This window comes from Kitasatospora saccharophila (assembly GCF_039529925.1).
Classification (GTDB): Bacteria; Actinomycetota; Actinomycetes; order Streptomycetales; family Streptomycetaceae; genus Kitasatospora; species Kitasatospora saccharophila.
On record NZ_BAAANS010000090.1, the window covers coordinates 1 to 22,838 of the forward strand.

Below are 22,838 nucleotides of genomic sequence, written 5' to 3' on the forward strand. Positions count from 1 at the left end.
CGGCGGGGCGGGCAGCCGGCTCGGCGGGGCGCGGGCGCGGTGGCGGCGCCGGTGCCCGCGCTGGCTGGTGCCCGAGCTGCTGCTGCTCCCGCTCGGCGCGGCGGCCGGGCACGGCACCTCCTCGGTGCTCCCGCTGGCCGGGGCGGCCTGTGCGGTGGTGCCGCTCCGGCGCTGGCGAGCGGGGCGGCGCGCGGCCCGGGCGGAGCGGCGGCGGGCCGCGGCGGTGATCGACCTGTGCACCGGCCTGGCGGCCGAACTGCGCAGCGGCGCCACCCCCGAACAGGCCATGCACGCCGTCCTCGCCCGGGCCGCCCCCGAGTGGGGCCGTCGACTCGGGGCCGAACCCGCGGCCCGGCTGGCGGCGGGGCGCTACGGGGCGGACCTGCCGGCGGCGCTCCGCCTGGTGGCCGAACTGCCGGGCGGGGAGGGCGCGGCGGCCATGGCGGCCTGCTGGCGGGTCAGCACCGAGAGCGGCACCGGCCTGGCGGCCGGACTGGAGCAGGTCGCGGACGCCCTGCGGGCCGAACGGGCCCTCGTCGAGGAGATCGCGGGCGAGCTCGCGGGCCCGCGCACCACCGTGGTGGTGCTCGCGGCACTGCCCGCCGTCGGCCTCGGCCTGGGGTCGGCGCTCGGGGCCCACCCCGTCCAGGTCCTGCTGCACACCCCCGTGGGGCTGCTCGGTCTGCTGACCGGGGCGGCCCTGGAGACGGTCGGCGTCGTCTGGACGGCCCGGATCGTCCGGGCCGCGGAGGACGCCCCGACCCGTCCCCGACCGACCGGGCCCGCGGCCGCCCGCTGCGGGATCTCCCGGACGCGCCATGACCTCCGGGTCGGTACCCCGGCGCAGTTGACGGCGGGTCGGGCGGGTCGGGCGGGCCGCGGGGCCCGGTGGGGGTGAGTGCTTCCGATGCGCGGGGTCCGCTGCCGGTTCGGTGCCGCTCGGCGTCGGGCCTTGCGGCGGCGCTACGAGCTCCGGGCTGGTGAGGCACCGCAGTGGACGGGGGGTTCGGGCGGACCGGTGGGGTTTTCGGTGCACGGGGTCCGGTCTCGGTCCGGTGCCGTTCACCGCGGGGGCCCGGCGCGCCGCGACCTCCGGGCCGGTCTCCCGGCCCAGTTGTCGGCCGCTCGGGCGGGGCGCGTCCTTCCGGGCGCAGGAACCGGTTTCCGGACCGGCGTGGCCCGCCACCGCGGTCGATGGTGGGTCGGGTGGGTTGGCGGGGCGGATGGGTTTCGGGGCCGGTGTCGACGATCGAGGAGGCGAGGTGGAAGCGGTGGTGGTCCTGTTCCCGGCGGTGGTCGTCGGGTTGGCCGGGGAGGCGCTGGCGGTGGCGCGGCGGCGGGTGGCGCGTCGGCGGGTGGAGCAGTGCGTCCCGGCGGCGACGGTGCGGGTGGCCTCGGTGCGGGGCGGGTGGCACGGTCGGGCGGCGGGGGCCGTGCGGCGGTGGCTCGGGCGGGCGGCGGGAGACCGGCCGCTGGCGGTGCTGCTGGGGGCGGCGGCCTGGGTGCTGGTCGGGGGCCGGGCGGGTCCGGTGGTCGGCCTGCTGGCTGGCTGGGCGGCCTGGAGGCTGCTGCCCCGGGTGCGTTCGCCGGACGAGCGCCGGCGGGCGGTGGAACACGACTGGCTGGTGCGTCAGCTCCCGTTGACCGCCGAGCTGTTGGCGGCCTGCCTCGGCTCCAGCGGCTCCCCGGCCGGTGCGGCGGCCGCGGTCGCGGACAGCGTGCCCTCGCCGATGCGGGACCGCCTCTCCCAGGTCGCCGCCCAACTCGCCCTCGGCGCCGGGCCGGAACGCTGCTGGGAGCAACTGGCCGCCGACTGCCCGCCGCTGGCCCCGCTCGCCCGCTGCCTGGCCCGGACCAGCCTCAGCGGCACCCCGCCGGCCGCCGCACTGGCGGGTCTGGCCCAGTCCCAGCGGGCGGCGGCCGTCCGGGCCGGGCACGCACGGGTCCGCCGGGCGGGCGTGCTGGCGACCGCGCCGCTCGGGCTCTGCTTCCTGCCCGCGTTCGTGCTGATCGGGGTGGTGCCGGTGGTCACGGGGCTGACCACCGCCTTCTCCCGGCACCTGTGAGGCGCAGCCGCCCCCACCCCGTCCGGGGCGCCCGTTCGAACGGGCGCGGCGGGGGCGTGCACGACCGGTTGCGTCCGAGACCATCCGGATCCGTCCGATCCGTTCGGATCCGCTCAAGTCCGTTTCCGACGAAGGGATCCCCCCCCATGACGAACACGACGAAGTCCGTGCGGGCCGCTCGCCCGGCCACCGTGCTGCGGGCCGTCCGCAGGTTCGGCGGCTGGCTCCGGTACCGCTGCCGGAAGGCGGCGTCCGGGCCGCCGGACGCCGGGATGAGCACGGCCGAGTACGCGATCGGCACGGTCGCGGCCTGCGCCTTCGCCGCCGTGCTCTACAAGGTGGTGACCAGCAGCACGGTCTCCGGAGCGCTGTCGGAGGTCCTCGACCGGGCCCTGCATGCGGTCTGACCGGAGGGCGGCGGACAGCGGGATGGTCACGGCCGAGACCGCGGTCGGCCTGCCCGCCCTGGTGCTGCTGGTGGCGGTGCTGATCTGGGGCGTGGTGGCGGCGGGCGCCCAGATCCGCTGCGTGGACGCGGCCCGGGTCGGGGCCCGGGCCGCCGCCCGGGGCGATGCCGACGCGCTGGCCCAGGCCGCCGCGGCGGCCCCGCGCGGTGCCAAGGTCGCCATCGACCTGGGCCCCACCACCGCCCGGGCCACCGTGGAGGCCCCCTGCCCGGGCCCGGGCCGGCTGGCCGCGCTGCTGTCCGTCCGGCTCACGGCCACGGCGGTGGGGGCCCGGGAGGACGTGCCGGTCGACGGCGGATGAGGACCGACGGGAGGAGGTGGAGCCGTGCGCACGAAGCGGACGCGCTGGCCGCGACGGCCAGGGGAGAGGCGGGAGACGCGGGGGAGCGGGACGCGGCCGGGAACGGTGGGCGACCGCGGCTCGGCGACGGTGTGGCTGGTGGCCCTGGGGTCGCTCGGGGTGGTGGTGTTCTCGGCCTGCCTGACGCTGGGGTCGGCGGTGGCCGCCCGTCACCGCGCCGAATCGGCGGCCGACCTGGCGGCGCTGGCCGCGGCCGGCCGGTTGCTGCTCGACGAGGACGGCGGCTGTGGGCGGGCCGCGGAGCTGACGAGGGCCCAGGAGGGGGTCGAACTGGTCTCCTGTCGGCCGCTCCCGGGGCAGGACGCGGTGGAGGTGGTGGTCCGGGCCCCGGTCCGGGGCACTCCGGTGCCGCTGGCCCCGGCCCTGGCCCGCGCCCGGGCGGGCCCGCTGTGGGCCTGGGGCGAGGAGGGCGGTGCGGCCGCGCCCGCGGCGGGCGCCGGGTCAGTCCGTCGGGGCCGGGGCCTCCCCGGTGGTGGGCGCGGTCCCGGCCGGGGCCCCGGCCAGGAGGACGGTGAGCAGGCGGATCGCGGCGGCCTTGTCGAGCGGCTCGTTGCCGTTGCCGCACTTCGGGGACTGGACGCAGGACGGGCAGCCGCGCTCGCACTCGCAGGCGGCGATGGCGTCCCTGGTGGCGGTCAGCCACTCGACGGCGCGCCGGAAGCCGCGCTCGGCGAAGCCCGCGCCGCCGGAGTGGCCGTCGTACACGAAGACGGTGGGCAGCCCGGTGTCGGGGTGCAGCGGGACGGAGACGCCGCCGATGTCCCAGCGGTCGCAGGTGGCGAACAGCGGGAGGAGGCCGATGGAGGCGTGCTCGGCGGCGTGGGCCGCGCCCGGGAGCAGGTCGAACGGGACGAGCGCGTCGAGGAGTTGGTCCTCGGTGACGGTCCACCAGACGGCGCGGGTGCGCAGCGTGCGGGGCGGCAGGTCGAGCTTGCTCTCGCCGAGGACCTCACCGGTGGAGATCCGCTTGCGCAGGTAGCCGACGACCTGGTTGGTGACCTCCACCGAGCCGAAGCTGAGCCGGGCCTCGCCCCACTCCTCGGTGGTGTCGGTGGACAGGACCGCGATCGAGGTGACGTCCCGGGCGGAGGTGGTGTACGGCGGGTTCGCGGGGGAGACCAGGGCGACCGAGGACTCCAGGTCGAACTCGCGGACCAGGTAGGTGCGGCCCTGGTGCAGGTGGACGGCGCCGGTGTGCACGGTGGTGTGCGCGGCCTCGGCGTCCACGGTGCCCAGCAGCCGCCCGGTGTCGGCCTCGACGACCTGCACGGGGCTGCCGCCGCTGCCGCGCAGGTCGACGCCGTCGGCCGCGCGTTCGCGGCGGGTCCAGTACCAGGAGCCGTCCGAGCGCCGCCGCAGCAGGCCGCGCCGTTCCAGCACCGGCAGCAGCGGTGCGCTGGACGGGCCGAACAGCTCCAGGTCGGCGTCGGTGAGCGGGAGTTCGGCCGCGGCGGCGCACAGGTGCGGGGCGAGCACGTGCGGGTTGTCCGGGTCGAGGACGGTGGCCTCCACCGGGGTGGCGAACAGCGCGTCGGGGTGGTGGACGAGGTAGGTGTCCAGCGGGTCGTCCCGGGCGATCAGCACCGCCAGCGCGCCCTGGCCCTCCCGGCCCGCGCGCCCGGCCTGCTGCCACAGCGAGGCCCGGGTGCCGGGGTAGCCGGCCAGCAGGACGGCGTCCAGGCCGGAGACGTCCACGCCGAGTTCGAGGGCGGAGGTGGAGGCGAGGCCGAGCAGCCGGCCGCTGTGCAGGTCGCGCTCCAGGGCGCGGCGCTCCTCGGCCAGGTAGCCGCCGCGGTAGGCGGCGACCCGGGCGGCGAGCGGCTGGCCGAGCTGCTCCTGGGCCTGCAGCGCGACCAGTTCGGCGGCCCGCCGGGAGCGGACGAAGGCCACCGTCCGGGTGCCGCCGTGCACCAGGTCGGTGAGCAGGTACCCGGCCTCGGCGGTGGCGCTGCGGCGGACGGGCGCGCCGTGCTCGCCGGTGTTCTCGGTCAGCGGCGGCTCCCACAGCGCGAACACCATCGGGCCGCGCGGCGAGTGGTCCTCGGTCACCGCGGTGGCGGGCAGGCCGGTGAGCCGTTCGGCGGTGACGGCGGGTTCGGCGGTGGTCGCCGAGGCCAGCAGGAAGGTCGGCTCGGAGCCGTAGCGGGCGCACAGCCGCCGCAGCCGGCGGAGCACCTGGGCGACGTGCGACCCGAACACGCCGCGGTAGGTGTGGCACTCGTCGACCACCACGTACCGCAGCGACTTCAGGAAGGAGGACCAGCGCGGGTGGGCCGGGAGTATCCCGCGGTGCAGCATGTCCGGGTTGGTCAGCACGTAGGAGGCGTACTGGCGGACCCACTCGCGCTCCTGCGGCGGGGTGTCGCCGTCGTACAGCGCCACCCGGACGCGGTCGGGGACGAGTTCGGCGGCGCGCCGGCGCTGGTCGGCGGCCAGCGCCTTGGTCGGGGCCAGGTAGAGCGCGGTCGCGCCGCGGCCGTTGCGGGCCTCCGTGCCGGTCAGCAGGTCGCTCAGCAGCGGGGCCAGGTAGCCCAGCGACTTGCCCGAGGCGGTGCCGGTGGCGATCACCGTGGTCCGCCCGGCGGCGGCCAGGTCCATCGCCTCCGCCTGGTGCGCCCAGGGCAGCACCACGCCGAGCCCGGAAGCCGCGGCGACCACCTCCTGACGGATTCCTTCCGGCCAGGGTGCATACCGCGCCTCGCGGGCGGGCAGGTGCTCCGTATGGGTGAGGCGGTCCGACCTGCCGCGCTCGGTGGAAAGGCTTGCGAGCAGGGCCTCGGGCTGGTGGTGACGGGGCGGCATGGAGACCCAGTGTGTCACCGGTGTGACGGAGAATCGCTGTTAACCATCGTGCGCCCGTGGTCACAGGTGGTTGAATGAAGCCCGTGACGGCCGCATGGCCGAGGGCCGCAACACCGAGGCTCCGACCTGCCGGTTTGCCGCGCCCCGGCCCTGCGACCCTGCGGTGGCAGCCGCCGGGCTGAAGATCGCAATGACGTAGCAAGGCAAGGTGCTGGAGGTTCCGTGGACCTGTCCCTGTCGACCCGTACTGTCGGCGATCGCACGGTCGTCGAGGTTGGCGGCGAGATCGATGTGTACACCGCCCCCAAGTTGCGCGAGCAGCTTGTCGAGCTCGTCAACGACGGCAACTACCACTTGGTCGTGGACATGGAGGGCGTCGACTTCCTCGACTCCACCGGCCTCGGTGTGCTGGTCGGCGGCTTGAAGCGGGTGCGTGCGCACGAGGGCTCGCTGCGCCTGGTGTGCAACCAGGAGCGCATCCTCAAGATCTTCCGGATCACCGGTCTGACCAAGGTGTTCCCGATCCACAACTCCGTGGACGAGGCCGTCGCCGCCACCGACTGACGCCCGTCGTCGATCGGTCGTACCAACCGAATCACTTCGATCGACCGCCGCCGGTCGGCCGGGCACGTCGCCCTGCCCGGCCGGCGCGGTCGGTGTCCCTGCCTCCGCCGTGCGGGCCGGTGTGCCCGGCGGCGGGGAGCAACCCCGGAGGGGAGACATGGCAACCGTCGAACTTCGATTCAGCGCGCTTCCCGAGCACGTGCGCACCGCCCGGCTGGTGGCCGCCGCGGTGGCCAGACGGGCCGGGGTGGACGAGTCGGTGCTCGACGAGTTGCGCCTCGCCGTGGGCGAGGCGTGCTCCCGGGCGGTCGCGCTGCACCAGCGCAACGGCGTCGACGGTGCGGTCCGGGTGGCGCTGACCGAGCAGGAGAAGCGGTTCCTCATCGAGGTCGCCGACGAGGCCGGGCCGACGCACGCCGCCGGTGCCGCCGCGGGCGGGGACCCGGAGGACGAGGACGCGCTCGGCCTCGCGGTGATCACCGGCCTGGTCGAGGACGTCGAGGTCGGCAACGGCTCCGACGGCGGCGTGATCCGGATGAGCTGGCCGGTCTCCCCGGTCTCCGTCGCGGTCTGAACCGGGTCCGGCCCGCTCCGGACCCGCCCTCCGCTCAGGCTCGTGCCGGGGCCTTCCCGGCGTTCCCGGCGTTCCGCGTGTCGGGCCCTTCCGGGCCGCCCTCGGGCCTCGCCGGTCGCCCACGGTCGTGCCGGGTGCTCCCGTCGCCGCGCGGCGTCCGTTCCGCACGGCCCCTCCCCGGGTGGTGCCCCGCTGTCCGTTCCCCGCCCGTCCTTTCGGCTGCCCTTCCGTCCGCCCTCCCCTTGAGCTGCGCGGATCCCGTGGGCCACGGCCTTCCGAACGGGGCGGCCCGGGCGGGCGTGTAGGTTCGCTGGCGATGCCCGGAGCCGGGTGTCAGTGACCGAAAGGGCCCCGGTGAAGAAGCGACTGGTGACCGTCTCCGCGCTCGGCGCGCTGCTCGCGCTCGCTGCGGTCGGCTGCTCCGCCGACGATTCGGCGGCGAAGCTCGACGGCTGGGCGAAGGGCGTCTGCGACGCCGCGAAGGACCCGATCGCGCAGTCCCGGGCGGCCCTCGCGGACACCGCGAACGTCAAGGACGGCGAGTCCCCCGTCGACCTGCAGAAGCGGCTCTCCACCGACTTCGCCTCGCTCGCCGCCACCAACCAGCAGTTGGCCGACGCGGTGCAGAAGGTCGGCGCGCCGAAGATCGACGACGGGGCGAAGGTCCAGCAGGACGCCGTCAACGAGCTGAAGCAGGTGGCGCAGGGCTACCTGGACGCGCAGAAGAAGCTCGACGCGCTGGCCAGCAACGACCAGGCGAAGTTCGCGGACGGCCTGCGCAGCGTCGGCGACCAGGTGCAGCAGCTCTCCCAGGTGTCGACCTCCGCGCTGGCCACCCTGCAGAGCGGCGCCCTGGGCGACGCGATGAAGAAGCAGCCCGGCTGCAAGGCCGGCGGCACCGAGGCGGCCACCGGCTCCGCCGGGCCGTCCGCGGGCGCGACCGACGGGACCGGTACGGACGGTGCGACCGACGGCGCGTCCCCGGCCGCTTCCGGCAGCCCGTCGGGGGACGCCGCGCAGTCCGGCTCGCCCTCGGCCTCCCCCTCGCCCAGCGCGAGCTGAGCCGACCCGCCCCGAGCCGCTCCGGCACCCGTCCGGCACCCGTCCAGCACTCCGCCTGCCCCGGGAACCGCCTTGGCACCCGCCCTGGCACCCGTCCGGGCGGCGGGGCGGGCGGGGCGCCGGACGGGGGAGAATGGCGGGGTGACGAACAGCCCCGTTCTTGATTCCGGCCGGATGGCGGAGTTCCGCGAGGCGCTGCTGAGCGCCTCCTTCACCGCTGACGGACTGCTGGACCTGCTCGGCCCCACCGCGTACGCGGCGCTGGCCCGCAGCGAGGCCGTTCCCGCGCTGCGGGCGACCCGCGGCGGCTCGCCGCTGGAGACCCTGGTGCGGCTTTTCCTGCTGCAGCGGGCCGTGCCCAGGGCCGCGGCCGCCGCCGCGCTGCCGACCGACGGGCTGCTGGACGGCCTGCTGGCCGACGGCTGGCTGGCGGCCGACGGCGACGGGCTGCGCGCCACCGTGGACGTGCGGCCGTACGCCGACGAGGTGGCCGGGCTGCCCAGCGCGGACGCCTGGGTGGTGTCCGACCTGGGCTGCGCCGTCGGCGGCGCGGGCGGGATCGGCTCGGGCCGGACGGCCGCCGGGGTCGAGCGGCGCGACCTGGTGCTCGGCGTGGGCGGGGCGTCCACCACGCTGGCCAACCTGACGGTGCGCCGGCCGGTGCGCGAGGTGCTGGACCTGGGCTCCGGCTCCGGCGTGCAGGCCCTGCACGCGGCCCGGCACGCCCAGCGGGTCACCGCCACCGACCTCAACCCGCGGGCCCTGCACTTCACCCGGCTGACCGCCGCGCTCTCCGGCTTCGACCAGGTGGAGACCGCCGAGGGCAGCCTGTACGAGCCGGTCGGCGACCGGCGCTTCGACCTGATCGTCTCCAACCCGCCGTTCGTGATCTCCCCGGCCGGCCGGTTCACCTACCGGGATGGCGGGATGGCCGGCGACGAGTTGTGCCGCAGCGTGGTCCGCGGCGCGGCCGCCCACCTGGAGCCCGGCGGCTACTGCCAGCTGCTGGCGAACTGGCAGCACGTCAAGGGCGAGGACTGGCACGACCGGCTGGCCGGCTGGGTGGCGGGCACCGGCCTGGACGCCTGGGTGGTGCAGCGCGAGGTGCAGGACGTCGCCCAGTACGCCGAGCTGTGGCTGCGCGACGGCGGCGACCACCGCGGCGAGGAGTACGCCGACCGGTACGAGGAGTGGCTGGACGCCTTCGAGGCGGCCGGCGTCGAGGGCATCGGCTTCGGCTGGATCACCCTGCGGGCCTCCGGCGCGGCCGAGCCCGTGGTGCGGATCGAGGAGTGGCCGCACCCCGTGGAGCAGCCGCTCGGCCCGCACATCGAGGAGTGGTTCGCCCGGCAGGACTTCCTGCGCGCCCACGACGACGCCGGGCTGCTCGCCGCCCGCTACCTGCTCGCCGACGAGGTGGTCCAGGAGCAGATCGGCGACCCCGGCTCGGAGGACCCGGAGCACGTGGTGCTCCGGCACAACCGGGGCATGCGCCGGGCCACCAAGGTCGACACGGTCGGCGCGGGCTTCGTCGGCGTCTGCGACGGCACCCTCGCCGCCGGGGAGATCGTCGACGCGATCGCCCAACTGCTCGGCGAGGACCGGGAGCTGCTGCGCGAGCGGGTGCCCGAGTCGCTGCGGCTGCTCACCGAACAGGGCTTCGTCGAGCCGGTGCGCTGAACCCGGCCCGCTCAGCCCGCCCCGCCCGCCCCGACCCGCCCGGCCCGCGCCGCCCCCGTACCGCGCCGCACCCGCCTCCGGCACACCCGTGCCGTCCCCGGCCGGGCCCGTCCGGTGGTGACGTTGGTCACCCGGTGGCCGCGGTGACCTGTGCGGCCCGCCCTCGTTGGGCACGGTGGCCGGGCCGCGGCGCCCAGGGCCGCGCCGAGGCCCGCGCCCTGCTCGGCACGCCCCGGGCAGGGCGTGTTCACCCGCCCTTTTCCCGTGCGTGGCCGGGCGTACTCCGGGTGTCCGCCGCCGGTTGTCCACCGGCTGCCAGGGTGCTGTCCACAAGCTGTGGAAACGCGGGGGAGGCCCGGGGTGGAGACGCCGACGGCGCTGGTGGGCGGGGCGGTCCTGACGCTCTTCGGGAGCGCGCTGCTGCTCTGGTGCGCCGTGGAACTGCGCCTGCGCCACCGCCTGCGTCGGCGTGGCGTGTCGGCCACCGCGCAGGTGGTGGCCGATCCGGACCGGGCCGGTGCGATGGACGGCAGTCCGCTGCTGTCCTACCCGGTGGCGGCCCTCGGCGAGCGGGCCGCCGCCACCGCCGGGACGGTCCGCGAACTGCACCCGGTCGTCGAACCGGACGAGCCGCACCACCTGGTGCTGGCCCGGCCGCGGGGCAGCACGCCGCTGCGGCGCCCGGCCCGGCTGGCCCCCGGCGCGGCCGTCCGGGTCGCCTACGACCCGCGGCGGCCGGACCGGGTGGTGCTGGCCGCGCAGGAGGAACTCCCCTCGCTGCCCGCCGACCTGTTCTGGGTGCTGCTCGCCACGTCCGCGCTGGCCGGCGGCCTGACGCTGCTGGCCACGGCGCTGCGCTGACCCCGCCGGGCCGGGGCGGCGGACGCGCCGGGCCGGGGTGGCGGATGCGCCGGTCGGTCACGCGGGGCGTCCTCCCGGACACCCCGGCGAGGGGCGTCCACCGGCCGCGCGGGCGGGTTCCGGCCGTTCGGCGACCGACCCGGTCGCACCGGGTGACGGGTGCGGTTGCCCGGGAAAGACATGCCCCGGGACCTGCCATCGGGTTACCGTTCGAGTGGCGTCGGTCGGCCTTGCCGGTGAAAAAGCAGGTTCCGTCCGTTTGACAAGGGTGGCCAGGGTACGGTCACACTCCGCTGGTGGGGCTGTCGCGCTGAGGCGGTCCAGGAGCTTTGGTAAACGACCGGGAGAGAAGAGCGAAGGTGTCCCCGAGCAGCGAGACCGCGCACGGCAAGCGACTCGTCATCGTCGAGTCGCCGGCCAAGGCCAAGACGATCAAGGGCTACCTCGGGCCCGGCTACATCGTCGAGGCCAGCGTCGGTCACATCCGTGACCTGCCCGGCACGGCCGCCGAGGTCCCGGACGAGTACACCGGCGAGGTGCGCCGCCTCGGCGTCGACGTGGACCACGACTTCGCCCCGATCTACGTGGTGAACGCGGACAAGAAGTCCCAGGTCACCAAGTTGAAGTCGCTGCTGAAGGAGTCCGACGAACTCTTCCTCGCCACCGATGAGGACCGCGAGGGCGAGGCCATCGCGTGGCACCTGCAGGAAGTGCTGAAGCCCAAGGTGCCGGTGCACCGGATGGTCTTCCACGAGATCACCAAGGACGCCATCCAGGAGGCCGTGCGCAACCCGCGGCACCTGAACAAGCGCCTGGTCGACGCCCAGGAGACCCGCCGCATCCTGGACCGGCTCTACGGCTACGAGGTCTCCCCCGTGCTGTGGAAGAAGGTCATGCCGAAGCTGTCGGCGGGCCGGGTCCAGTCGGTGGCCACCCGACTCGTCGTCGAGCGCGAGCGCGAGCGGATCGCCTTCACCTCGGCCTCCTACTGGGACCTGGTCGGCACCTTCGGCACCGGCCGCACCGCCGCCGCCTCGGCCGACCCGGAGTCCTTCGGCGCCCGGCTGGTCTCGGTCGACGGCAAGCGGGTCGCCACCGGCCGCGACTTCGGTCCGGACGGCCGACTGAAGAGCGCCGCGACCACCCTGCACCTGGACGAGCAGGCCGCCCGCGCGCTGGCCGCCGGGCTGCAGCAGACCGCGTTCAGCGTCCGCAGCGTCGAGTCCAAGCCGTACCGCCGCTCCCCGTACGCGCCGTTCCGCACCACCACGCTGCAGCAGGAGGCCAGCCGCAAGCTGGGCTTCGGCGCGAAGCGGACCATGCAGGTGGCGCAGAAGCTGTACGAGAACGGCTTCATCACCTACATGCGCACCGACTCGACCACGCTGTCGGAGACCGCGGTCACCGCGGCCCGCGCCCAGGTCACCCAGCTGTACGGGGCCGACTACCTGCCGTCCGCGCCGCGCACCTACGCCTCCAAGGTGAAGAACGCGCAGGAGGCGCACGAGGCGATCCGCCCGTCCGGGGACCGCTTCCGCACGCCCGCCGAGACCGGGCTGGGCGGCGACGACTTCCGGCTGTACGAGCTGATCTGGATGCGCACCGTCGCCTCCCAGATGAAGGACGCGGTCGGCCAGTCGGTGACCGTCAAGGTCGGCGGCCGGGCCGCCGACGGGCGGGACGCCGAGTTCTCCGCCTCCGGCAAGATCATCACCTTCCACGGCTTCCTGAAGGCGTACGTCGAGGGCGCCGACGACCCGAACGCCGAGCTGGACGACCGCGAGCGCCGGCTGCCGCAGGTCACCGAGGGCGACCCGCTGGCCGCCGAGAAGCTCACCCCCGAGGGCCACGCCACCAAGCCCCCGGCCCGCTACACCGAGGCCTCGCTGGTCAAGGAGCTGGAGGACCGGGAGATCGGCCGCCCCTCCACCTACGCCTCGATCATCGACACGATCATCAACCGCAAGTACGTGTTCAAGAAGGGCACCGCCCTGGTGCCGTCCTTCCTGTCCTTCGCGGTGGTCAACCTGCTGGAGAAGCACTTCGGCCGGCTGGTCGACTACGACTTCACCGCCAAGATGGAGGACGACCTCGACCGGATCGCGGCCGGCCAGGCCGAGTCGGTGCCGTGGCTCAAGCGCTTCTACTTCGGCGCGGGCGAGGCGAACGCGGCGGTCGGCGTCGCCGCCGACGCCGGGAACGGCGACGGCGACCACCTCGGCGGCCTCAAGGAGCTCGTCACCGACCTCGGCGCGATCGACGCCCGGGAGATCAGCTCCTTCCCGATCGGCGACGGCATCGTGCTCCGGGTCGGCCGCTTCGGCCCGTACGTGGAGCGCCCCGCCGCCGTCGAGGGCGAGCCCGGCCAGCGCGCCGACGTCCCCGAGGACCTGCCGCCGGACGAGCTGACCGTCGAGCTCGCCGAGGAGCTGTTCGCCAAGCCCAGCGGCGAGCGCGAGCTCGGCACCGACCCGGTCAGCGGCAACCCGCTGGTCGCCAAGGCCGGCCGGTACGGCCCGTACGTCACCGAGGTGCTGCCCGAGGGCATCCCGAAGACCGGCAAGAACGCCGTCAAGCCGCGCACCGCCTCGCTGTTCAAGTCGATGGACCTGGACACCGTCACGCTGGACGACGCGCTGAAGCTGCTCTCGCTGCCGCGCGTCGTCGGCGCCGACGCCGAGGGCAACGAGATCACCGCGCAGAACGGCCGGTACGGCCCGTACCTCAAGCGCGGCACCGACTCGCGCTCGCTCACCAGCGAGGACCAGCTGCTCTCCATCACGCTGGACGAGGCGCTGGCCATCTACGCCCAGCCCAAGGCACGCGGGCGGGCCGCCGCCGCGCCGCCGCTCAAGGAGCTCGGCACCGACCCGGTCAGCGAGCGGCCGGTGGTGGTCAAGGACGGCCGGTTCGGCCCGTACGTGACCGACGGGGAGACCAACGCGACGCTCCGCAAGGACGACGAGGTCGAGACCATCACCCCCGAGCGCGGGTACGAGCTGCTCGCCGAGAAGCGCGCCCGCGGGCCGGTGAAGAAGACCGCCAAGAAGGCCCCGGCGAAGAAGGCCCCGGCCAAGAAGGCGGCGGCGACCAAGACCGCGGCGGCGAAGAAGACCACCACGGCCAAGAAGACCGTGGCGAAGAAGACCGCGACGGTGAAGAGGACGGCGGCGAAGAAGACCGCCGCCGGGGCCGCCGCGGCCGAGGAGAACGGGGCCGGCGGCGCCGGTTCCGAGGAGAGCTGACGGACACTCCGTAACGGGCCTGTTCGAATCCGGGCGGGCCCGTTAAGGACGGGCACCCGCACTCGCTACGCTGACCGTATGACGAGCGAGGAGCTGCCCCCCACCGCACGCACCGCCGCCCCCGGCCTCCCGGAGGTCGCCCCCGCCGGGACACCCGGCGAGCGGGCCCGTGCGTTGCTGAGGCTGCGGCCCTACCGGAAACTGTGGACCACCCAGCTGCTCGGCGGGGCCGCCGACCGGCTGACCGTGCTGGTGCTGGTGCCGCTCACCGTGGTGGCCGCCGCGCTCGGCGGCCAGCTCGGGCACGGCTACCGGGCGCTCGCGCTCGCCGTCGCCGCGGTGTTCGCCGCCCGGCTGCTGGCCACCGTCCTGGTCGGCGCGGCCCTGCTCGGCCCGGTGCACGCCCTGGTCGGCGGCAAGCTGGACCGGCGCTGGAGCCTGCTCGGCGCCGACCTGGTCCGCGCGCTGCTGATCGGCCTGGCCCCCTGGTGGGTGGTCTGGGCACCCGGCTCGGCGACCTGGCCGCTGCTCGCCACCGCCTTCCTGGCCGGCACCGCCGAACGGATCTGGACCATCGGCAAGGCCGCCGCCGTGCCCGGCCTGCTGACCGTCCCCGAACAGCCCGGGCCGCCGTCCGCCGCCGCGCTGGACGCCGTCCGCACCCTGGACGCGCGCACCGGCTGGGCCGCGCTGCCGCTGGCCGCCGGCGGGCTGATCGGCCTCACCCTGCTCAACAACGTGCTGGCCGCGATCGGCCTGGAGTGGCTGCACGCGCACCAGCTCACCGTCGCCGCGCTCGGCGCCGCCGGGCTGTTCGCCGCCAACGCCGCCCTGCTGTACCTCCAGGAGCTCCCGGCCGGGGCCAGCACCGCCCCGCGCTCCCCGCTGCAGGGCCTGCGCGCCCCCACCGACGCGACGCCCGGCCCGTCCCTGAAGAAGGGCCGTACCGGCTCCGCCCCGTACTTCACCTTCGCGATCGCCGCCGGGTACGCCTCGATGGCCGGCGTCGCCGCGCTCGGCCTGCTCACCGCGGGCGAGCACCTGGCCGGGCCGATCGGCTACGGCCTGCTGGTGCTGGCCGCCGCGGGCGCCCCCGCGATCGGCGTCCGGCTCAGCCGGGCCACCCTGCCCGGCCTGTCCCGCCGCCGGCTGCTCGCGCTCGGCCTGGTCACCTCCGGCGTGGCGCTGATCCTGGCCGGCCTGGTCCTCGACTTCGTGCTGGTGCTGCTGTTCACCGTGCTGGCCGGACTGGCCGCCGGCGTCGTCATCGCCACCGGCCGCGGGCTGCTCGCCCAGGAGATCGAGGAGATCCGGCTCGGCAAGGTCACCGAGCACCTGTACGCCGTGCTGCGGACCGTCGTCGGCGCCGCACTCGTCGGCATGCCGCTGCTGGCCGCCGCGTACGGGCAGGTCAGCCTCGGCGAGGTCGGCCGCGGCCACTTCACCTTCATCCACGGCGGCGCCGCGCTCGCGGTCTCCACCGCCGGGCTGCTCACCCTGGTGCTGGCCGCCGTCGTGCTGCTCAAGACCGACGACCAGCGCGGCGTCGTCCCGTTCGGCCGCGAGCTGGCCCAGGCCGTCCGCGGGCAGGCCGAGGTGGCCCCGCACCGGGCCGCCGGCAAGGGCTACTTCATCGCCCTGGAGGGCGGCGACGGGGCCGGCAAGTCCACCCAGGCGCAGGCGCTGGCCGAGTGGATCCGGGCCAAGGGCCACGAGGTCGTCCTCACCCGCGAACCCGGCGGCTCCCCGATCGGGCAGCGGCTGCGCGCCCTCGTGCTGGACGTCGGCAACACCGGGCTCTCGCACCGGGCCGAGGCGCTGATCTACGCCGCCGACCGGGCCGAGCACGTCGAGAACGTGATCCGCCCGGCGCTGGAGCGCGGCGCGGTCGTCATCACCGACCGGTACATGGACTCCTCCATCGCCTACCAGGGCGCGGGCCGCGACCTGGCCGCCACCGAGGTCGCCCGGATCTCCCGCTGGGCCACCGGCGGGCTGGTGCCCGACTTGACGGTCGTCCTGGACGTCGACCCGACCGCCGCCCGGGACCGCTTCACCGAGGCGCTGGACCGGCTGGAGTCCGAGCCCACCGAGTTCCACCAGCGGGTCCGTTCCGGGTTCCTGGCGCTCGCCGCCGCCGACCCGGCCCGCTACCTGGTCGTCGACGGCACCCAGACGCCCGCCGTCGTCACCACCTCGATCCGGCACCGGCTCGACCGCGAACTGCCGCTCTCCGACCAGGAGAAGGCCGCCAAGGCCGAGCAGGAGCGCAAGGCCCGCGAGGAGGCCGCCCGGCGCGCCGCCGAGGCCGAGGCCGCCCGCAAGGCCGCCGAGGAGGCCGAGCGCAAGCGCCTCGAACTGCTGGAGCAGCTGCGCGCCGAGCAGGCCGAGAAGGACCGGCTCGCCGCCGAGGAAACCGCCCGCGCCGAGGCCGAGGCCGCCCGCAAGGCCGCGGAGACGGCCCGGATCGCCGCCGAGGCGGAGGCCGCCCGGCGCGCCGAGGAGGACGCGAAGCGACGCGCCGAGGAGGCCGCCCGCGCCGAGGCGGCGGCGGAGGCCGCCCGCAAGGCCGCCGCGGAGGAGGCCGCCCGCGCCGAGTTCGCCCGGCAGCGCGAGCTGCAGCGGGAGGAGCAGCGGCGGCGCGCCGAGGAGGCGCTGCAGCGGGCGGAGGCCGCCCGGCGGGCCGCCGAGGCGGAGACGGCCGCGGCACTGGCGGCGGAGGCCGCTCCGGCCCCGGCTCCGGCCCCGGCCCCGACTCCGGCCCCGGCCCCGGCCCCGGCTCCGAAGGCTGCTCCGGCTCCGAAGGGTGCTCCGGCCGACGAGACCGCGGTGCTGCCGAAGGTCGAGGGCGGGGCGGACGCGGAGACCACCCGTGAGCTGCCCCGGCCCGGCCGGGGCAAGCCGGCGGTGGACGAGACCGCGGTGCTGCCGAAGGTGGACGAGACCGCGGTGCTGCCGGTGATCGAGGACGGCGGTGCGGACGTCGAGGAGACGGCGGTGCTGCCCAAGGCGGACGACCCGACCGCCCGGGTGCCCCAGGGGCTGTTCCGGGACGAGAACGACTCCGCGCAGACCCGCGAGCTGCGGCCCCGGCCCGACTGGGCGGAGGAGACGCCGCTCGACGACCTGCCCAGCCTGACCGACAGTCTGCTCGGCTCCCGCGAGGAGTGGGCCCGCTGGGAGACGGAGGAGCCCGAGGACGACCAGGACGGGTCGGACCGGCAGTCGAAGAAGGGCGGCTGGCGCCGCCGCAAGGACTAGCAGCTCGGGAAGAACGGCACGTGCGGCGGGGCCGCGACGGGACGGCAGGTGCACTGCCCGCGTCGCGGCCCCGTTCGCGCGGGGCGCCTGCCGCGCCGGGGCTGTTCCCGGACGGGCCTGGGCTGTCCCCGGGCGGGGTTAGGCTCGGCGGGGTGGTGGAAGCGGCGGGAGCGGCCGGCGAGGTGACCGCGGTGGCTGCGGGGACCGCAAGGACCGCAAGGGCTGCAAGGGCCGCGATGGCACGGGTGGCATCGGCGGCATCGGTGGTATCGGTGGTATCGGTGACGAGGAGCGCGGCGTGAGTGTCTGGGACGACCTGGTGGGGCAGGACCGGGTGGTCGAGCAGCTGCAGGCGGCGGCGCGGGCGGCCCGGGCGAGCGTGCTGGCCGGCCGGGGGGAGACACCGGCGGGGAACGCCTCGCTGATGACGCACGCCTGGCTGTTCACCGGCCCGCCCGGTGCCGGGCAGGTGACGGCCGCGCGGGCCTTCGCGGCGGCGCTCCAGTGCACCAGCCCGGACCTGGAGCTGGGCGGGGTGCCGGGCTGCGGGTTCTGCGACGGGTGCCACACCGTGCTGTCCGGCAGCCACGCGGACGTGAAGCAGGTGCGGACGGACGGCCTGTCGATCGGCGTCGGCGACATGCGCGACCTGGTGCTGCGGGCGGCGAGCTACCCGACCGGCGGCCGCTGGTCGGTGATCCTGGTGGACGCCGCGCACCGGCTGACCGAGGCGGCCGCCAACGCGCTGCTCAAGGGCGTCGAGGAGCCCTCGCCGCGGACGGTGTGGCTGCTGTGCGCGCCGTCCGTGCAGGACGTGCTGCCGACGATCCGCTCGCGCTGCCGGCTGCTGGTGCTGCGCACGCCCCCCGCGGAGGCGGTCGCCGACATGCTGGTGCGCCGCGACGGGGTGGAGCCGGAGGCGGCCCGGCTGGCGGCGCTGGCCGGGCAGGGCGACATCGACCGCTCGCGGCGGCTCGCGGTGGACGAGCAGGCCCGGTCGCGGCGGGCCGAGGTGCTGCGGATCCCGCTGGAGGTGGCCGACCTGGGCGGCTGCCTGGCGGCCGCCCAGCGCCTGGTGGACACCGCGAAGGCGGACGCCGAGGCGCTGGCCGAGACCCAGGACGCCCGGGAGACCGAGGACCTGCGGGCCGCGTACGGCGCGGCGGAGGGCAGCCGGGCGCCGCGCGGCATGGCCGGGGCGGTCAAGGAACTGGAGAAGCGGCAGAAGAGCCGGGCCACCCGGACCCGCCGCGAGACGCTGAACGTGGCGCTGGGCGACCTGCTGGGCTTCTACCGGGACGTGCTGGCCCTGCAACTCGGCGCGGGCGGGGCACTGGCCAACGACGACCAGCGGCCGGCGCTGCAGCGGATCGCGGGCGAGGGCGCGGCGGAGAACACGCTGCGCCGGATCGAGGCGGTGCTGGCCTGCCGCCGGGCGCTGGACCGGAACGTGGACCCGCTGTTGGCGGTGGAGGCGATGACGGTGGCGCTGCGGGCGGGCTGAGCGGCGGCGGGCTGAGCGGCAGCGGGCCGAGCGGCCGGGCTGGGTGCCTGGGCCGGGCCCCGGCTTCCGCTGCGGCGGCCGGTACTTCGCGCGTCCGGTGCTCCGCGCGTCCGGTGCCCGGGGCGGGGGCGTGCTCCGGGGCCGTCCGGCCGTCGCTCGTTCGAGTGAACGTGTGGAGGCGCCCGTACCGCCCCGGGGCGAGGGGGCGCTCGGTCTTGCACCCTGTGCACTGACCACGCGCTCGCGTCCGGCGGCCGGTCCTTCCCCGAGGTGGTGCGTCCCCATGCCCCGTTCGCTCCTCGTCCTGTCGTTGCTGGTGGCCGCGGTGGCGGGCAGTTGGCTGGCCCGTTCGGCGATGGTGCGCTGGCGGGACCTGCGGGCCGCCCAGACGTACGAGTTGGCGGCGGAGGCGCGGCCGGTGCTGGTGCGGGCGGGGGCGGCGGTGCTCTGCCTGACGTGCGTGAGCGCGCTGGGGGTGGCGGTGCTGCTGGGGGAGCGGGGCGGGGTGGTGCGGGCGGTCGCGGCGGAGGCGGGGAGCGCGGACCGGGCGGTGGCGTCCTCGTCCGCGTCGCCGTCCGTGTCCGCGTCCGCGTCCCCGGTTCCGTCCCCGGCGGCTTCGCCGGTGGCGTTCGCGAGTGCGGGCCGGGCGGCGGGCGGGGAGTTGCTGCAGGGGTCGGTGCCCGGTCCGGACGGGCGGGCGCGGACGGTGCGGGTCTGGTTGCCGGCCGAGTACGGGAAGAACCCGGCGGACCGGTTCCCGGTGATCGTGCTGCACTCCGGGACGCCCGGGCGCACCGCCGACGCCGACCTGCCGGACGTGTTCGACGGCGTGGCGTCGGCGGTGCAGCAGGGCAAGGCCCGCCCGTTCGTGGTGGTCGCCCCCGAGGCGCCCGGCGGCACCGGCCACCCCTGCGACCTGGTGGCGGCCGCCCCGCAGGCGGTCGCGGACGACGCGGCGCTGCGCGCGGCCGTCGGCGCGGCCTTCCGCACCCTGCCGGCCGGCCCGGGCGGCTGGAGCGTGCTCGGCGTGGACGGCGGCGCCCCCTGCGCGGCCGCGGCCGGCCTGGCCCGCCCCGACCTGTACGGGGCGGCCGCGGCGGTCTCCGGCCGGTACGACGCGAAGGCGCTGGCCGGGGCGGCGGCGGAGGCCCCCGGGGCGGTGGCGCCGCGGCTGCTGCTGGCCGCCGCGAAGCGGGACGCGGCGGCGCTGGCGTCCGGGCGGGCGGTGCAGGCGGCCCTGCGGGACGCGAAGTCGCGGGCCGAGGTGCGCACTTCGGAGGTGGTGCAGGACTACACGCCGGAGCGGGAGCGGCTGCGGCTGGTGCGGGTCGCGGTGCAGTACCTGGCGGAGCAGTTGGCCAAGTAGCGGCCGGTCGGGGCCGGCGGGGGCGACTGGTCCGCTACGGGGAAGCGGGCCGTCCCGTAGGGGGTTGGGCCGTCCCGTACGGGGTTGGGCCGTTCGGCGCGGGGCCGTGGTGCGATCGGCGGTGTGCCGGTCGGCCGGGCGGGGTGCTCGCGGGGCGAGTCGCCGGAGGTCGCGGTGGCGCCCGCTAGGCTCGGGCTCCCGGCCGCCGCAGCCGTTCCCCAGGGGAGAGGACCCGCCGTCATGAGAGTCGCCCGGAGCCGTCGGACGGCGCCCGCCGTCGTGCTGGCCGCCGTTTCGCTGCTGCTGGCGGGCTGCACCTCCGGACATCCGGCCTCCTCCGGCACGCCGTCCGGCACCCCGGGCCAGTCGACGGACAGCGTGCCGGGCGGGGCGACGGGCAGCCCCGCGGCGTCCGGGGCGACCCCGCTGGAGCCGCTGCCGGCCGAGCAGCCGGCCGGCCTCGCCCCGTACTACGCGCAGAAGTTGAGCTGGAAGGCGTGCGACTCCGGGTTCGAGTGCACCACCTTCAAGGTACCGCTGGACTACGCGCACCCCGGGGACGGGCACGACGTGGAGCTGTCCGCGGTCCGCAAGCCCGCGGGCGACGCGTCGCACCGGATCGGCTCGCTGCTGCTGAACCCGGGCGGCCCGGGCGGGTCGGCGATCGACTACGCGGAGCGGGTCGCGGCGCGCTACGACGCGGGCGTGCGGGCCGGCTACGACCTGGTGGGCTTCGACCCGCGTGGGGTCGGGCGCTCGGAGCCGATCACCTGCCTGACCGGTCCGCGGATGGACGCCTACACCACCACCGACCTGACCCCCGACGACCAGGGCGAGGTCGACGCGGTGGTGACCGCCGACAAGGGGTTCGCGGACGGCTGCCGGGCCGAGGCGGGCGACCTGCTGGGCCACGTCTCCACGGTGGAGGCGGCCCGCGACATGGACGTGCTGCGGCAGCTGGTCGGCGACCCGAAGCTCAACTACGTCGGCAAGTCGTACGGCACCTTCCTGGGCGCGACGTACGCGGGCCTGTTCCCCGGCAAGGTCGGCAAGGTCGTGCTGGACGGCGCGATGGACCCCGCGCTGGACGCGGTGACCGGCAACCTCACCCAGGCGGGCGGGTTCGAGACCGCCTGGACGGCGTTCGCCGAGGACTGCGCGAAGCGGGACGACTGCCCCGTCGGCCACAGCGCGAAGGAGGCCGGGGACAAGCTCACCGCGCTGTTCGCGCAGCTCGACGCGGCGCCGCTGCCGACCGAGCAGAACCGCCCGCTGACCGAGGCCCAGGCGCTCACCGGCGTCGCCCAGGCGATGTACACCCAGTCGATGTGGCCCTACCTGCGCGAGGCGCTGACCACCGCCGGGGCGGGCGACGGCAGCGGGCTGCTCAAGCTCGCCGACAGCTACTTCGGGCGCGGCAGCGACGGCAGCTACGAGAACCTGATGTACGCCAACATGGCGGTCAACTGCCTCGACCTGCCGGCCCCGTTCGCCGACCCGGCCGCGGTCACCGCCGCCGTCCCCGCCTTCGAGAAGGCCGCCCCGCACTTCGGCCGCGACATGGCCTGGATGGCGCTCGGCTGCGCGTACTGGCCCGACCCGGCCACCGGCGCCCCGCACACCGTGCGCGCGGCCGGGTCCGCCCCGATCGTGGTGGTCGGCACCACCCGGGACCCGGCCACCCCGTACGCCTGGGCGAAGTCGCTGGCCGGGCAGCTGGAGAACGGGCGGCTGCTCACCTACGAGGGCGACGGGCACACCGCCTACCAGCGGCAGAACGCCTGCATCGACAACGCGATCAACGACTACCTGCTCGGCGGGGAGGCCCCCGCCAACGGGAAGACCTGCAAGGACTGACCCGGGGAGCCCCGGCGGGACCGCGGGTCCGTCAGGAGTGTTCTCGCTCGAAGGGGCTGGCAGCTACCATGGCGCAGCCCCTTCGGCGTTCCCGCCCGCACGCTTCCTGGAGACCGCAGTGCTCGGAGTCCACGACCTGGCCACCTACGTCCTCGGTGCACTGGTCATCGTCCTGCTGCCCGGACCCAACTCCCTCTACGTGCTCTCCGTCGCCGCCCGCAAGGGCGTCCGCACCGGCTACCGCGCGGCCTGCGGCGTCTTCCTAGGCGACCTCACCCTGATCAGCCTCACCTCGCTCGGCGCGGCCTCCCTGCTCCGGGCCAACCCGGCGGTCTTCGCGGTGGTCAAGTTCGGCGGCGCCGCCTACCTGCTGTGGATCGGCTACGGCATGCTGCGCGCCGCCCGCCAGATGTGGCGCGAGCGGGCGCTGAGCGCGGCCTCCGCCGAGGACGCCCCCGCCGAGGACGGCGAGCGGCCGTTCCGCCGCGCCCTCTTCATCAGCCTGTTCAACCCCAAGGCGATCCTCTTCCTGCTCTCCTTCTTCACCCAGTTCGTCGACCCCTCCTACGGTGCCCCCGTCCTCTCCTTCGCCCTCCTCGGCACCGTCCTGCAGACCTTCTCCTTCCTCTACCTCTCCCTGCTGATTTTCACCGGCACCTCCCTCGCCAACGCCTTCCGCCGCCGCAAGCGCCTCTCCGCCGGCCTCACCTCCTCCGTGGCCGTCCTCTTCGCCGGCTTCGCCGCCAAGCTCGCCGTCTCCTCCGCCTGACCTCCCGGCCGCCGGCCGCCGCGTACGGATCACCCCCGGAAACTGTGTAGACTGGCGCGCGTTGCCGATGCGACCCTTGCCCTCACGGGCCGGGTCACCGGCAGCGGTGCCGCCTTAGCTCAGTTGGCCAGAGCAACGCACTCGTAATGCGTAGGTCATGGGTTCGAATCCCATAGGCGGCTCAGAAAGTGTTGGGTAAGTGATCAACTGCGTGGCGTGATGCATGGCCGGTGGTTTTCGTGGTCTGCGGGATCGCGAAGATCATCGGTATGTGTGTCTGTTCGTGCAAGCCTTCCTATGATTCGTCGTTGACGGATGCTCAGTGGGCTGTGATCGAGCCGCTGCTGCCGCGGCGCGATCCGCGCCGGGCGGGCCGGCCGCTGAAGTTCCCGCGTCGGC

17 protein-coding genes, 1 tRNA gene and 1 pseudogene are annotated in these 22,838 nt (G+C 75.9%); 18 read left to right on the top strand and 1 reads right to left on the bottom strand.

Annotated elements, in window-relative coordinates:
- From ABD345_RS36835 to ABD345_RS36855, 5 genes and pseudogenes are all read left to right on the top strand, one after another.
- Positions 1-898, top strand: an 898-nt coding sequence (locus tag ABD345_RS36835) for a type II secretion system F family protein (RefSeq protein ID WP_344558767.1), incomplete at its 5' end; no start/stop codon positions are given.
- A 364-nt stretch (positions 899-1,262) separates the two neighbouring features.
- Positions 1,263-2,066: a type II secretion system F family protein gene (locus ABD345_RS36840; protein ID WP_344558769.1), complete on the top strand. Its 804-nt coding sequence runs from the start codon at positions 1,263-1,265 to the stop codon at positions 2,064-2,066.
- A gap of 146 nt (positions 2,067-2,212) precedes the next feature.
- Complete coding sequence (locus tag ABD345_RS36845; RefSeq protein WP_344558770.1) at positions 2,213-2,473, top strand: DUF4244 domain-containing protein; 261 nt, start codon at positions 2,213-2,215, stop codon at positions 2,471-2,473.
- A 22-nt stretch (positions 2,474-2,495) separates the two neighbouring features.
- The gene (locus ABD345_RS36850) at positions 2,496-2,834 is read left to right on the top strand and encodes a TadE family type IV pilus minor pilin (protein ID WP_344558771.1); all 339 of its coding nucleotides are present in this window, start codon (positions 2,496-2,498) and stop codon (positions 2,832-2,834) included.
- Between the two features lie 165 nt (positions 2,835-2,999).
- A pseudogene (locus tag ABD345_RS36855) lies at positions 3,000-3,221 on the top strand (Rv3654c family TadE-like protein); the annotation flags it as partial.
- 114 nt (positions 3,222-3,335) lie between these two features.
- On the opposite strand, the gene ABD345_RS36860 reads toward ABD345_RS36855, so the two are convergent.
- Complete coding sequence (locus ABD345_RS36860; RefSeq protein ID WP_344558772.1) at positions 3,336-5,696, bottom strand: DEAD/DEAH box helicase; 2,361 nt, start codon at positions 5,694-5,696, stop codon at positions 3,336-3,338.
- Between the two features lie 222 nt (positions 5,697-5,918).
- On the opposite strand from ABD345_RS36860, the gene bldG reads away from it, so the two are divergent.
- The 13 genes from bldG to ABD345_RS36925 all read left to right on the top strand — a co-directional run.
- Positions 5,919-6,260 carry an anti-sigma factor antagonist BldG gene (bldG, locus tag ABD345_RS36865; RefSeq protein WP_014136695.1) on the top strand — a complete coding sequence of 114 codons (342 nt, stop codon included), beginning with the start codon at positions 5,919-5,921 and terminating at the stop codon, positions 6,258-6,260.
- Positions 6,261-6,417: 157 nt separating this feature from the next.
- Positions 6,418-6,834: an ATP-binding protein gene (locus ABD345_RS36870; protein ID WP_344558773.1), complete on the top strand. Its 417-nt coding sequence runs from the start codon at positions 6,418-6,420 to the stop codon at positions 6,832-6,834.
- 354 nt (positions 6,835-7,188) lie between these two features.
- The gene (locus ABD345_RS36875; RefSeq protein WP_344558774.1) at positions 7,189-7,896 is read left to right on the top strand and encodes a small secreted protein; all 708 of its coding nucleotides are present in this window, start codon (positions 7,189-7,191) and stop codon (positions 7,894-7,896) included.
- Positions 7,897-8,070: 174 nt separating this feature from the next.
- On the top strand, positions 8,071-9,576 hold the full coding sequence (locus tag ABD345_RS36880) for a DUF7059 domain-containing protein (RefSeq protein WP_344558775.1): 1,506 nt from the start codon (positions 8,071-8,073) through the stop codon (positions 9,574-9,576).
- Between the two features lie 360 nt (positions 9,577-9,936).
- Positions 9,937-10,437, top strand: a complete 501-nt coding sequence (locus tag ABD345_RS36885) for a DUF3592 domain-containing protein (RefSeq protein WP_344558778.1) — start codon at positions 9,937-9,939, stop codon at positions 10,435-10,437.
- A 359-nt stretch (positions 10,438-10,796) separates the two neighbouring features.
- Positions 10,797-13,682, top strand: coding sequence for a type I DNA topoisomerase (gene topA / locus ABD345_RS36890; protein WP_344558779.1), 2,886 nt, complete (start codon positions 10,797-10,799; stop codon positions 13,680-13,682).
- Positions 13,683-13,760: 78 nt separating this feature from the next.
- On the top strand, positions 13,761-16,943 hold the full coding sequence (gene tmk, locus ABD345_RS36895; protein ID WP_344558780.1) for a dTMP kinase: 3,183 nt from the start codon (positions 13,761-13,763) through the stop codon (positions 16,941-16,943).
- A gap of 298 nt (positions 16,944-17,241) precedes the next feature.
- Positions 17,242-18,447 carry a DNA polymerase III subunit delta' gene (locus tag ABD345_RS36900; RefSeq protein WP_344558781.1) on the top strand — a complete coding sequence of 402 codons (1,206 nt, stop codon included), beginning with the start codon at positions 17,242-17,244 and terminating at the stop codon, positions 18,445-18,447.
- A gap of 283 nt (positions 18,448-18,730) precedes the next feature.
- Entirely contained in the window at positions 18,731-19,813 is a 1,083-nt protein-coding gene (locus ABD345_RS36905; RefSeq protein ID WP_344558782.1) for an alpha/beta hydrolase, read from the top strand.
- A gap of 240 nt (positions 19,814-20,053) precedes the next feature.
- Positions 20,054-21,670 (top strand): alpha/beta hydrolase, encoded by a 1,617-nt coding sequence (locus tag ABD345_RS36910; protein WP_344558783.1) that lies wholly within the window; start codon positions 20,054-20,056, stop codon positions 21,668-21,670.
- A 118-nt stretch (positions 21,671-21,788) separates the two neighbouring features.
- Complete coding sequence (gene leuE / locus ABD345_RS36915; RefSeq protein ID WP_344558784.1) at positions 21,789-22,439, top strand: leucine efflux protein LeuE; 651 nt, start codon at positions 21,789-21,791, stop codon at positions 22,437-22,439.
- A 108-nt stretch (positions 22,440-22,547) separates the two neighbouring features.
- A tRNA-Thr gene (locus tag ABD345_RS36920) sits at positions 22,548-22,621 on the top strand.
- A gap of 87 nt (positions 22,622-22,708) precedes the next feature.
- Positions 22,709-22,838 (top strand): transposase (locus tag ABD345_RS36925; protein ID WP_344558785.1); only part of this gene is annotated, 130 nt, incomplete at its 3' end.